Origin of the sequence: Blastococcus sp. CCUG 61487 (genome assembly GCF_005222955.1) — a bacterium.
Taxonomy (GTDB): Bacteria; Actinomycetota; Actinomycetes; order Mycobacteriales; family Geodermatophilaceae; genus Blastococcus.
Window position 1 is genome coordinate 1 of the sequence record NZ_LWUA01000062.1, and the last position, 11070, is coordinate 11070.

General features: G+C 74.8%; 14 protein-coding genes and 1 rRNA gene. 5 read left to right on the top strand and 10 right to left on the bottom strand.

Translation table 11 applies throughout. The annotated features are described in order from the left end of the window. Window positions 1–100: 100 nt before the first annotated feature. A 5S ribosomal RNA gene (rrf, locus tag A6V29_RS05300) occupies window positions 101–217 on the top strand. 193 nt (window positions 218–410) lie between these two features. On the opposite strand, the gene A6V29_RS05305 is transcribed toward rrf, so the two are convergent. The 3 genes from A6V29_RS05305 to A6V29_RS05315 are packed head-to-tail and all read right to left on the bottom strand — an operon-like array spanning window position 411 to window position 2388. After that, window positions 411–1103 (bottom strand): hypothetical protein, encoded by a 693-nt coding sequence (locus A6V29_RS05305; RefSeq protein WP_137159338.1) that lies wholly within the window; start codon window positions 1101–1103, stop codon window positions 411–413. Continuing rightward, complete coding sequence (locus tag A6V29_RS05310; protein WP_137159339.1) at window positions 1100–2029, bottom strand: ABC transporter ATP-binding protein; 930 nt, start codon at window positions 2027–2029, stop codon at window positions 1100–1102. Before A6V29_RS05310 ends, A6V29_RS05305 begins: the two co-directional genes overlap by 4 nt. Then, on the bottom strand, window positions 2026–2388 hold the full coding sequence (locus A6V29_RS05315; RefSeq protein WP_137159340.1) for a GntR family transcriptional regulator: 363 nt from the start codon (window positions 2386–2388) through the stop codon (window positions 2026–2028). The genes A6V29_RS05310 and A6V29_RS05315 overlap by 4 nt, the downstream gene beginning before the upstream one ends. Window positions 2389–2551: 163 nt before the next feature. On the opposite strand from A6V29_RS05315, the gene A6V29_RS05320 reads away from it, so the two are divergent. Then, complete coding sequence (locus tag A6V29_RS05320; protein WP_137159341.1) at window positions 2552–2851, top strand: DUF4333 domain-containing protein; 300 nt, start codon at window positions 2552–2554, stop codon at window positions 2849–2851. A 9-nt stretch (window positions 2852–2860) separates the two neighbouring features. Here the strand turns inward: A6V29_RS05320 and egtE are convergent, their stop codons facing one another. From egtE to A6V29_RS05345, 5 genes are read right to left on the bottom strand one after another with little or no spacing between them, the layout of a single operon-like run. After that, window positions 2861–3970 (bottom strand): ergothioneine biosynthesis PLP-dependent enzyme EgtE, encoded by a 1110-nt coding sequence (egtE, locus tag A6V29_RS05325; protein ID WP_137159350.1) that lies wholly within the window; start codon window positions 3968–3970, stop codon window positions 2861–2863. Continuing rightward, window positions 3967–4722 (bottom strand): anti-sigma factor, encoded by a 756-nt coding sequence (locus A6V29_RS05330; protein WP_137159342.1) that lies wholly within the window; start codon window positions 4720–4722, stop codon window positions 3967–3969. The genes egtE and A6V29_RS05330 overlap by 4 nt, the downstream gene beginning before the upstream one ends. After that, window positions 4703–5299 carry an RNA polymerase sigma factor gene (locus tag A6V29_RS05335; protein ID WP_249933037.1) on the bottom strand — a complete coding sequence of 199 codons (597 nt, stop codon included), beginning with the start codon at window positions 5297–5299 and terminating at the stop codon, window positions 4703–4705. Before A6V29_RS05335 ends, A6V29_RS05330 begins: the two co-directional genes overlap by 20 nt. 47 nt (window positions 5300–5346) lie before the next feature. Beyond that, window positions 5347–5982 (bottom strand): class F sortase, encoded by a 636-nt coding sequence (locus A6V29_RS05340; RefSeq protein WP_137159343.1) that lies wholly within the window; start codon window positions 5980–5982, stop codon window positions 5347–5349. 13 nt (window positions 5983–5995) lie between these two features. Then, on the bottom strand, window positions 5996–6814 hold the full coding sequence (locus tag A6V29_RS05345; RefSeq protein ID WP_137159344.1) for a DUF4397 domain-containing protein: 819 nt from the start codon (window positions 6812–6814) through the stop codon (window positions 5996–5998). 119 nt (window positions 6815–6933) lie between these two features. Between A6V29_RS05345 and A6V29_RS05350 the strand changes: the two genes are divergently transcribed. After that, window positions 6934–7401 carry a DUF309 domain-containing protein gene (locus A6V29_RS05350; protein ID WP_137159345.1) on the top strand — a complete coding sequence of 156 codons (468 nt, stop codon included), beginning with the start codon at window positions 6934–6936 and terminating at the stop codon, window positions 7399–7401. Window positions 7402–7504: 103 nt separating this feature from the next. Next, window positions 7505–8284 (top strand): TspO-related membrane protein, encoded by a 780-nt coding sequence (locus tag A6V29_RS20640; protein WP_170977700.1) that lies wholly within the window; start codon window positions 7505–7507, stop codon window positions 8282–8284. Here A6V29_RS20640 and A6V29_RS05360 read toward each other — a convergent pair whose 3' ends face one another. Beyond that, window positions 8285–9664, bottom strand: a complete 1380-nt coding sequence (locus tag A6V29_RS05360) for a cryptochrome/photolyase family protein (protein ID WP_212719010.1) — start codon at window positions 9662–9664, stop codon at window positions 8285–8287. Window positions 9665–9769: 105 nt separating this feature from the next. Between A6V29_RS05360 and A6V29_RS05365 the strand changes: the two genes are divergently transcribed. Beyond that, window positions 9770–10624: an Fpg/Nei family DNA glycosylase gene (locus A6V29_RS05365; protein WP_137159348.1), complete on the top strand. Its 855-nt coding sequence runs from the start codon at window positions 9770–9772 to the stop codon at window positions 10622–10624. A gap of 12 nt (window positions 10625–10636) precedes the next feature. On the opposite strand, the gene A6V29_RS05370 is transcribed toward A6V29_RS05365, so the two are convergent. Then, window positions 10637–11070: hypothetical protein (locus tag A6V29_RS05370; protein WP_212719013.1), on the bottom strand; the 434-nt coding region annotated here is incomplete at its 5' end.

The following is an 11070-nucleotide window of genomic DNA, read 5'->3' on the forward strand; positions in this document are numbered from 1 at the left end:
TGCGAGCACCTCCTGCTCACGAGTCAACACGAAGATCACGCGTCCACTGTGCGGTTCTGAACGCACGAACCAGCAACCTGGTTCGACATGTTCACAGAGTTACGGCGGCCATGGCGAGAGGGAAACGCCCGGCAACATTCCGAACCCGGAAGCTAAGCCTCTCAGCGCCGATGGTACTGCCCTGGAGACGGGGTGGGAGAGTAGGACGCCGCCGGACAACCATTCACGAAGGGCCCCAGCCACCAGGCTGGGGCCCTTCGTCGTCCCCCACCCCCGCCTGCTTTTCCCGGGAAAAGCCGCCCGCCTTTCCGGGGAAAAGCCGTCTGCTTTTCCGGGGAAAAGCAGGGGGTGGGACGGGGGCGCCCCCGCTCCGTCAGGTGACGGAACGGGGGCGCCGGCGTCCGGTCGGCCTACGGGACGACGCGTCGGATCCCGGGGAACGCGGCGAGAGCCGCGGCCAGGGCGACCGCCACCGGCAGGCCGACGGCCAGGGTGACGGCGGACTGGTCGGTGAACCAGTCGGCCACGTCCCCCCAGGCCTCGAGCCAGGTGATGAGGATGGCCAGGCCGCCGAACACGACGAGCGAGCCGATGATCAGGCCCCAGGTGCCGGCTTGTCCCCAGCGCTGGTGCACCACGCCCATCCCGATGCCGACGCACATGAACGCGAGCATCGGGACGCCGGAGTAGAACACCTGCGCCACCGCACCGTCGGCCTCGAAGATGCCCGGTGCCCAGTAGTTCAGGCCCGTGCCCCAGCCGTCGGTGGCGTTCTCGATCGCGACGAGCGCGGAGATGACGATCCCGTAGAGCAGTGCCTGGACGGCCGCGACCAGCGCCGTCCCCAGGAAGAACGTGCGCCGGCTGATGCTGACGCCCATCGCGAACGGCAGGAGCTGGGTCACCGCCTGGACGAAGACCACGAGCACGGTGACGTAGAGGGCCAGCACCCCGCCGCTGAAGCCCTCCTCCTCACCGGCCGGGGTCAGGTGGAAGACGGCCAGGTTGATGGCGAAGCTGATGGCCACCACCAGCCAGGGGATCCCGAGGATCACCACCGGGTGGACCAGGTGCAGCCGTGCGGCCTGCAGGACGCGGGTCATCGGGAGACCTCCTCGAGACGGGTCGGTGCGGCGGGGTCCGCCGTGCTGGTGCGCAGGCTCATCGCGACGACGAGCTGCTGGAGGTTCGTGGGCTCGGCGGCGAGGCCCGCGGCGGCGACGTCGTCGACGTCGGCTCCGTCGCGCAACCGGACGACGGCGCGGCTGTGCCCGCCCAGCGTCTCGGTGTGGAGCAGCTCGTGCCGGCCCGCGAAGGCCGACACCTGCGCCGCCGGTCCCGTCACGGTGAGCGCCGTGCCGCGCAGCGACTCGGCGTCGGCGTCCAGGAGGACCCGGCCTCGGTCGATGAGCAGCACCCTTTCCAGCAGCGGCGCGATCTCCTCGATCAGGTGGGTGGAGAGCACGATCGCCCGCGGGTGCTGGGCGTAGTCCGACAGCAGTCGGTCGTAGAAGAGCTGCCGGGCGACGGCGTCCAGCCCCAGGTAGGGCTCGTCGAAGAGCGTCAGCGGTGCCCGGGAGGCCAGGCCGATGATGATGCCGACGGCGGAGTTCATGCCTCGCGACAGCTTCTTGATCGGTCGCTTGCCCGGCAGGTCGAAGTCCCGCAGCAGCGAGGCGGCGAGCTCGGCGTCCCAGCACGGGAACACCGTCGACGCGTAGCCGAGGGCATCGCCCACCCGGAAGTGGTCGGGGTAGCGCTGGCCCTCCTTGATGAAGCACAGCTGCTGGAGGACGTCGTCGTTCTCGTACGGGCGCGCTCCGAAGACCTCGACCCGGCCGCTCGTGGGCACGCGGTGGCCGGTGAGCAGCTGCATGAGCGTGGTCTTGCCGGCGCCGTTGCGGCCCAGCAGCCCGGTGATGCCGTCGGCCTCGATCGTCGTCGACACCCGGTCGAGAGCGGTGTGCCCCCGAAAGCGCATCGTGACGTCGGAGACGGCGGCCGCGGCCGCAGCGGTGGGCGGGGTCATCGCGGGTCCTCCCAGCGATCGATCATCGAGCTGAGCTCGTGGGTGGAGATGCCGAGCTTCCTGGCCTCGGTCATCAGGGGGCGGACGTACTGGTCGGCGAACTCGCTGCGGCGCCGCTTGAGCAGCTGCTCGCGAGCGCCGGTGGCGACGAACATCCCGACTCCTCGTCTCTTGTAGAGGACCCCGTCGGCGACCAGCTGGTTGAGGCCCTTGGCGGCCGTCGCGGGGTTGATGCGGTGGAACGCGGCGAGCTCGTTGGACGACGGCGCCTGGCTCTCCTCGGCCAGCGAGCCGTCGACGATCGCGTTCTCGATCTCCTCCGCCACCTGGCGGAAGATGGGGCCGGCTGCCTCGTTCACGAGTCGCCGGCCGAGCCGCCAGGGCCGCCGAGGTCCCTGGGTTCATTACTCATGTAATGAACCATAGAAGCGTCGGCCGTCGGCGCGCAAGGGGGATCGCCGACGGCTCACACCGGCGGGTCGACCCCTACGCTCGGGGTCATCCGACCGACGGAGGAGCGCCGTGCCTCGTCACCTGCTGCCCGTCCTCCTCCTGGGGGCCGCCGCGCTGAGCGCCTGCGCCGAGACGACCCTGACCCCCGCCGAGGTGGCGTCGGTGGCCGAGGACGCGCTCCAGGAGGAAGTGGGTCCCCGTCCCGACATCACCTGTCCGGACGAGCTGCCGGACGAGGAGGGGGCGACCACCCGCTGCCGCCTCACGCTGGGTGGCGAGGGTCCCGGGTACGGCGTGACGGTGACGGTCATCGAGAGCGGAGACGACTTGCGCCTGGAGGTCGTCGTGGACGACGCCCCGCTCGACTGAGGGCGCGGCTCAGAGGGCCGCGGCCAGCGCCTCCAGATCCTCCAGCGTGGCGTCGACGTGCGGCGAGACCCGCAGCACCGGGCCGGTCATCTCACCGGGCGCCCGCTCGGGACCGATCGCGGTGAGGACGATGCCGTGCTCGGCCAGCAGCCGGGCGCGGGTCGCGGCGACGTCCACGCCGTCGGGCGGACGCAGGGTCGTCGTCGCCGTCGGCTCGTCGTGCGGCTCGACCACCGTCCAGCCGGAGACCCCGTCGAGCAGGCCGCGCGCCGTCCGGCCGATCGCGGCCAGTCGCTCCCGGACCCGGTCCGGGCCGGCCGCCAGGTGCTCGCCCACCGAGACGGTGAGCCCGATGCGCCCGGCGACGTGCGCCTCGCTGCTCTCGAATGCCCGCATGCCGGCCCGATCCGCCGGCACCACCGGCACGAGTTCGGCCGCGATCGCCGGTCGGGCGACGAGCAGACCCACGCCGCGCGGGCCGGTCAGCCACTTGCGCGAGGTGCCGTAGACGACGTCGGCGCCCACGTCGGTGTCGACGTGGCCGAGAGACTGGGCCGCGTCCAGGACGAGCGGCACGCCGGCGGCCCGGCAGAGCGCGGCGACCTCCGCGGCGGGCTGGAGCACCCCGCGGTGGCTGGGGACGTGCAGCAGGTGCACGAACCGGGGTGGCTCGGTCTCGAGCAGCCGGGCCACGCCGTCGAGGTCGGCGCGCCCGAGGTCGTTGACGGGCAGTGGTTCCGGGCGCAGCCCGTGGGCCCCCAGCTGGGCGATGTTGGGTGCGTACTCACCCGGCAGGCAGGCCACTCGTGCGCCGGCGGGCAGCCGCCAGCCGGTGAGCAGGGTCGCGAACGCGGCCTGCGCCGACTCCACGAAGGCGAGGTCGGCGGCCGCCATCCCGACCAGGCCGGCGAGCACCGAGCGCCCCTGCTGCAGCAGGCCCTCGGCGGCGGCCTCGGCCACGTAGCCGCCCAGCTCCGCCTCGTGCCGGGCGTGGTGCGCGGCGGCGTCGAGCGCCCGCGAGCTCTGCCGGCTGCTGGCCGCGCTGTCCAGGTGCCGCCCGGCTGGACGGGGACGGGCCTTCCGCCAGGCTGCGGCGAGGTCCTCGTGCGGGAGCGTCAGGTCGACATCTCCCCGCGGGTGACCGAGACCCCGGAGTGCGTCGGGTCGCCGTCCAGCGGCTCGACCGAGACGTCGACCAGCGGGAACTCGCCCAGGTCCAGGCCCGGGGGCAGGTCGAAGACGTTGCTGCCGACCTGGGCGACCCCGAGGGAGACCATGCCCGACACCTCGCTGTCGATCAGCCAGATCTCGTAGTAGCCGTCCTCGAGGTCCGGGGCGTCGAGGTCGAGCTCGACCACGCGCGAGCCGTCGTCGCGACGGACGACCTGCACCTCGCCAGACGCCTCGTTGTCTCCGAGCGGGTCGAGGGCGACGGTGGTCACCTGCTCGCCGCCCTCGTCGCGCTGGAGCACCGAGATGGCACCCGCGCCGACCACGCCGCCGGCGAGCGCCGCGGCGGCGACCAGCAGGGCGACGCGCCGGCGGGACCGCAGCGGGACGACCTCGGCGAGCCCGGTGTCCTCGACGCGCGGAGCGGGGGCGTCGCCGGCCGAGGGGCGCGCCTCGACGATGTCGCTGGGCTCGACCCGGACGCCCGTGGCGGCCGCGATGCCCGCCCACACCGACGGCGGCGGCGGGACGGGGGCCCGGGGGGCCGCCAGCTGGGGGACGGCGAGGGCCTCGACCCCGCGCCGCAGCGCGGCGACCTCGGCGGTGCAGGTGGCGCAGCCGGCCAGGTGCGCGGCGTCGTCGTCCGGCAGGGGCTCGCGCAGCGCCGCGAGGGCGAGCTGCTCAGGCGTGCAGTGCTGCACCGTCCACCTCCAACCGGGTCCTCAGGCGCTCCAGTGTGCGCCGGATGTGGCTCTTGACCGTCCCGAGCGGCAGGCCGGTTCTCTCCGCGATCTGCGCGTGGGTGAGGTCCTCGTAGAACGCGAGCTCGATGATGCCGCGCTGCGGCTGGCCCAGGTGGTCCAGCTCGTCGAGCAGCAGCACGCGGTCGGTCGCGGTGGTGTCGACGCCGGCGGTGACCGGACCGCCCGGCCGTGCCTGCGCCTCGGTGAGCGCGGCATCGGCCTCCCGCTGCTGCTTGGCGCGGCGGGCCCAGGCGTCGGCGATCTTGTGCCGGCAGATGCCCACCAGCCACGCGGGCAGGGGCGACTCGTCGGGGCGGAACCGCGCCCGCCCGGTCCAGGCGGCGACGAACACCTGCTGGGTGACGTCCTCCGCGTCGGGACCCGGGCCGAAGGCGCGCACGGCCATCCCGTGCACCTGCCCGGCCCAGCGCTCGTAGGCCCAGGCGAGCGCCTGTTCCTCGCCGGCGGCGAACCGGCGGCCGACCTCGGCGTCGTCCGGGTCGACGGCGCGAGACGTCGTCGGCACGGGGGTCACGGCCGGAACGCTACCCAGGATCGGCGGGCAGAGGGCCACCGCCCCGCTCACGGCGCGGGCTCCGCCACCACGACGACGTTGTCGCGGTAGCTGCGCAGCTCCGGGATGAACGGCCCGCCGCAGGTGACCAGGGTCAGCCGCGGCGCGCCGTCCCGGGCGAAGATCCGGTCGACCGGCAGGGCCTGCTTGGTGATCACCTCGCGGGAGACGACCCGCCAGCGGGTCGGCGTCCCGGCCGCGTCGGTGACGGTGACCTCGTCGCCGACGTCGGCCTCCGCGATGGGGGCCAGTGCCCCCAGGCCCTGCTCGGCGTCGTCGACGTGTCCGGCCAGGACGGCCGAGCCGCCGGCGCCGGGAGCGGGGCCGAACCGGTACCAGCCGATCCGGGAGACGTCCTCGGGGAGCTCCATCTGCCCGTCGGCGGCGACGCCGACGGCGTCCACGGGGGCGTCGATCCCCAGGTCGGCGGAGGCGATGCGGGTCGGTGCGGGTGCGGCCTGGGCGGGAGCCGGGGCCGCGGGGCGGGTGGGGACGGGGCTCCCCCCGGCCGTCGGTGACGGCGCGGGGAGAGCCACCTCCACGGGGATGCCCGCCGTCGCCTCCGGCCGCGTCAGCGCCCAGGTGGTCGGGGCGCCGACGGCCAGGGCGAGGCCCAGGACGGCGGTGGCGACGGCGGGTCTCATCGCGTTGCTCCGGTCAGCCGCGGCTGCGGGAGAGCCGGACGGCGCCGGCGCCGGCCAGGGCCAGCCCCGCCACCGAGAGCGCGGCCACGGCGGGCAGCGCGCTGCCCTCGTCGGCCAGGCCGGCCGAACCGCCCGGGACGCCGGTGGGCGCCGAGTGCGTGCCGCTGATGGTCTGCACCGCCAGCTCGTAGCCGGCCTCGCCGCTGCCCCACGCGTAGACGATGGTCGAGGAGCCCTCGGCCAGGTCCAGGTCGGCCGGGCCGATGGCCACGGTGTCGGTGCCGGCCAGGACGACGTCGGCGCTGACGGTGCTCGCGGGCACGGTGAGCGTCTGCTCGTTCGGGTTGGTCAGCCCCTCGATCACCGGGGTGCCGCCGGCGCGCACGTCGACGGCCGGAGCCGCGGCGGTGTGCCGGACCGTCACGCGGGCCTGCCCGGCGGGCACGGCCGACGTGTCGTTGACGAACGGCGTCAGGGTCGGGTTGCCGTCCTCCTGCAGGTGCGCGACGACGGTGGCGTTGGCGCCCGCCGGAACGGTGACGCCGGCCGCCTCGAGCAGCGGCTCGCCGGAGCCGTCAGGGGCGTCGGCGGGGAACAGGGCCAGGTCGTACGAGCCGGCCGGCAGCGTGAGCGGGTCGGTCAGCGTGCCGGGCTGGAAGTCGTCGATCAGGCGCTCGCCGTTGGCGTAGACGTCGACCGGCAGGTCCGGGACGCCGTGCAGGACCGAGACGGTGGCGGTGTCGTTCGCGGCCGCCGGGGTGGCGACGAAGACCAGACCGCCGGCGAGGGCGGCCGCGCCGGCGGCGCTTCCGAAGGTGCGCAGGGTGCTCATGGAACGTCCTTCCAGAGGAGGGTGGTGCCTGTCATCCCCTCCTTCCGGGCCTCCCCGCGGACCGGATGCAGTTGAACGCAAAACTTTTTTCCGTCCACCCGTCGGGGCAGGATGGGCGGGTGGACGCACGCGACAGGGACGCCGAGGGTCGGGCGCGCAACGCCCGGCCGCGCGACGCGCTGGGCCGGCCGCTCCCCCACGGTGCCCAGGGCGAGCCTCGGGCGCCCGAGGGGATCGTCCGCGAGCCGGCGGTGGCCCTGGCCGAGGCGCAGGAGCTGCTCGACGCCGGCCGCCCGTTCCACGCCCACGAGGTGCTCGAGGACGCGTGGAAGTCCTCGGTGCCGGAGGAGCGGCAGCTGTGGCGGGGTCTGGCGCAGCTGGCCGTCGGGCTCACGCACGCGGCACGCGGTAACGCCCAGGGGGCGAGGACGCTGCTCGGGCGGGGCGCGGGCAACGTCGAGCCCTACGCGGGAACGTCGCCGCACGGCATCGACGTCGCCGGGCTCGTGGCGTGGGCGCGCGTGCTGGCCGCCGATCCGGGAACCGTGCGCGATGCCGCGCAGGCCGCGCCGCGGCTGCGCGGCTGACCCCGGGGTTTGCCCGGCGGCCGGGTCCGCGCAGGGGTCGGGCGTGGCTTCAGGGGACGTGGCTGCAGGGGACGTGGCTCCAGGGGACGTGGCGCCAGGAGACGTGGACCGGCGGGACGGCATCCGGGCGGCGGCGGTGGTGGTCGCCGCCGTCGCCCAGGTGGCCGGCAGCCCGCTCGGCTCGGCCGTCGCCGACCGCAGCGTGGGTGACGTCAGCGACGAGACCGGTTCGCTGATCACGCCCGCCGGCTACGCCTTCTCCATCTGGGGCGTGATCTTCGCCCTGGCGCTGGCGTGGGCGGTCTACCAGGCGCTGCCGGGCCAGCGGAGCCGCGCGCTGCACCGGCGCACCGGCTGGCCGCTGGCCGCCGCCTTCGCGGGCAACGCCGTCTGGGAGGTCGTCTTCCCGCTGGTCGGCCTCGACCAGCCGTGGCTGCCCGTCGTCGTCATCTTCGGCATCGTCGCGGCCACCGCGGTGGCCTGGGCCCGGCTGCAGGACCTCGCGCCCGAGGGGCTGGACCGGTTGCTCCCCGCTGCCCTCACCGGGCTGCTGCTGGGCTGGGTGACGATCGCCGCGACGGTCAACACCGGTCAGGCGGGGGTGGCGCTGGGCGCCGAGCCCACCGGGACGGCGGCCGAGTGGTGGGCGTGGGCCGCGCTGCTCGCCGTCGGGCTCGTCGCCGCGGCGCTGGTGCTGCGCGCCCGTGTCGCGGGCGGGCCGTTCGCGGCCGCCGCGGTGTGGGGGCTGGTCGCCGTGGCCGTCGACGTCGAGCCGTGGTCGGTCGCGCTCGCCGCGCTGGTCGCCGCGGCGGCGATCGTCATCGCGCTCGTCGTCCGCACCGCGACGCTCCGGCGCGAGCGGGCATCGCTGCTGGTCGGCTGATCAGCCGCCGCGCACGCGGGCGTAGCGGTCGAGCGCGACCCGGCGCTCGTGCGCGTGGTCGACGACCGGCTCCGGATAGCCGGCCGGGATCCCGCCGGGCGCCGCCCACGGCTCGTGTACGTGCTTCGCTTCGAGGTCGCGGAGCTCGGGCACCCACCGCTTCACGTAGGCGCCGTCCGGGTCGAACTTCCTCCCCTGGGTGACCGGGTTGAAGACCCGGTAGTACGGCGACGCGTCGGTGCCGGTGCCCGCGACCCACTGCCAGCCGTGGTTGTTGCTGGCCAGGTCGCCGTCTACCAGGTGCCGCATGAAGAAGCGGGCGCCGCGGGTCCACTCCTGGTGCAGGTCCTTGACCAGGAACGAGGCGACGATCATCCGCACCCGGTTGTGCACGTAGGCCTCGCCGCGCAGCTGCCGCATGCCGGCGTCGACGATCGGGAAGCCGGTGCGGCCGGTCTCCCAGGCGCGAACGAGCGCCTCGGCGTCGGGGCCGGAGTCGTAGCCCATCCCCTGCAGCTCCGGCTTGAGGTACTCGCGCGCGGACTCCGGGCGGTGCCAGAGGACGTCGGCGTAGAAGTCCCGCCAGGCCAGCTCGTCGGTGTAGCGGCGGGCGGACTCGCCCGGCTCATCCCGCTCGCCCCGCTCGCCCGTGAGGTCGGCGACGAGCGTGCGCGGGTGGATGCAGCCGTACTTCAGGTAGGGCGACAGCCGGCTGGTGCCGTTCGTGCCCGGCAGGTTACGACCCTCGGCGTACCGGCCCAGCCGTTCGTCGCGGAACCTGGCCCAGGCCTCGCGGGCGGCCCGCTCCCCGGCCGGGGGGAGGTCGGCGGCGAGGTCGGGCGCCGGTGGTGGCTCCTCGGAGGGGACGCCGGTGCGCCAGCGGACGCCGTCGGGCGGTCCGGCCGGTCCGCGCCAGCCGTGCTCCCGCCAGGCGCGGGCGAACGGGGTGAACACCTGGAACGGCGTCCCGTCGCGCTTGGTCACCCGCCCCGGGGTCACCAGGTACGGCGAGCCGGTGCGCACCAGCGGGACGCCGTCCAGCGCCCGTTCGACGGCGTCGTCCCGGGCCCGCCCGTACGGACCGGCGTCCGCGCTGACGTGCACGGTGGTCGCGCCCACCTCGCGAGCCAGGTGCGGGATGGCCCGGGCCGGGTCGCCCGAGCGGAGGACAAGCGCGCCGTCCAGGTCGGCGTCCAGCGCGGCCAGGCAGTCGAGCAGGAAGCGGCGGCGCGGGTCGCCGGAGGGGCCCCAGAGCCGCTCGTCGAACACGAAGACCGGGACGACGTCGCCGTCCGGACCCGCGGCGTCGCGGGCGGCGAGCAGCGCGGGGTGGTCGTGCAGCCGCAGGTCGCGCCGGAACCACAGCAACGACGTCGGCACGGGCTGACCGTAAGCACGTCGACGGCTGCCCGCCCCCCGACGGTTTGTGCACAAACCGCCGTACGGGGGACGGCGGACGGCTCGGGTTCGGGCGATCATGGGCGGATGCCGGAGTTGCCCGAGGTGGAGGCGCTGGCGGGGTTCCTGCGCGAGAACGCCGTCGGCCACGTGCTGGCCCGCGCGGACCTCGCGTCCGTGCAGGCGATCAAGACGTTCGACCCGCCGCTGTCCGCGCTCGGCGGACTCGAGATCACCGGGGCCGGCCGGCACGGGAAATTCCTCGACCTCGACGTCTCCGGGTTGCACCTGGTCGTCCACCTGGCCCGGGCGGGCTGGCTGCACTGGCGGGAGAACCTGCCGGCCGCGCCGCCGAAGCCGGGGAAGGGCCCGCTGGCGCTGCGGGTGCACCTCGACGACGGCAACGGCTTCGACCTCACCGAGCAGGGCACCCGCAAGGGTCTCGCGGTGTACGTCGTCCGCTCACCGGCCGAGGTGCCGGGGATCGCGCGGCTCGGGCCGGACGCGCTGGAGGTGGACCGGGACACCTTCGCCCGGCTCATGGCCGGCCGGTCCGGCCAGCTCAAGGGCGCGCTCACCGACCAGACGCTGCTCGCCGGCATCGGCAACGCCTACTCCGACGAGATCCTGCACGCCGCGCGGCTCTCGCCGTTCAAGATGGCCGACAAGCTCGGCGACGACGAACTGGTCCGTCTCCACGACGCGGTGCGCGCCGTCCTCAGCGACGCGCTGGACCGCCAGCGCGGCCAGAAGGCGGCGACGATGAAGGGGGAGAAGCGCTCGGGCCTGCGGGTGCACGCCCGCACCGGGCTGCCGTGCCCCGTGTGCGGTGACACCGTCCGAGAGGTCAGCTTCGCCGACACCTCGCTGCAGTACTGCCCGACCTGCCAGACCGGCGGCAAGCCGCTCGCCGACCGGCGGCTGTCCAAGCTCCTGCGGTGAGCGGAGTCCTGCTCAGCCGGCGTAGCCCGCCGCGATCCGGCGGAGCAGGTCCGCGGTGTCCGCACCGTGCTCCTCGTGCAGCGCCTCCAGCTGTGCGGCGATCCCGCGCCCGTTGACGTCGGCGGTCGCGCCGTCGGCTATGTCCTGCAGCGCGGTGCGGGCCTCGTCGGCGGGCAGGCCGAGATGGTCACCGGACCGGTACGCGTCGTCGGCTGACGCGGAGAACATCGCCTGGACCGGCCCGGCGAGCTGCTCCGGTCCCAGGCCGAGCGCGGCGGCCAGCGCGACCAGCTCGGCGACGGCCGGGTCGACGTCGTCCGCCGTCGCCGGCTCCTCCGGGGGTGCGGTCCGGTCCGGTCGCGGTCGGTTCCGGAACCGGCGGTAAACGTTGCGCATGGTGCGCAGTCTGCTCGGTGTCCCGGTGGCCGGGTCAGACATCCCATGGT

What these genes read in the sequence shown, in the direction of transcription:
- A6V29_RS05345 (WP_137159344.1), bottom strand. Translation starts at nt 6,814, where the DNA reads ATGAGCACCCTGCGCACCTTCGGAAGCGCCGCCGGCGCGGCCGCCCTC.
- A6V29_RS05365 (WP_137159348.1), top strand. Translation starts at nt 9,770, where the DNA reads ATGCCGGAGTTGCCCGAGGTGGAGGCGCTGGCGGGGTTCCTGCGCGAG.
- A6V29_RS05340 (WP_137159343.1), bottom strand. Translation starts at nt 5,982, where the DNA reads ATGAGACCCGCCGTCGCCACCGCCGTCCTGGGCCTCGCCCTGGCCGTC.
- A6V29_RS05305 (WP_137159338.1), bottom strand. Translation starts at nt 1,103, where the DNA reads ATGACCCGCGTCCTGCAGGCCGCACGGCTGCACCTGGTCCACCCGGTG.
- A6V29_RS05310 (WP_137159339.1), bottom strand. Translation starts at nt 2,029, where the DNA reads ATGACCCCGCCCACCGCTGCGGCCGCGGCCGCCGTCTCCGACGTCACG.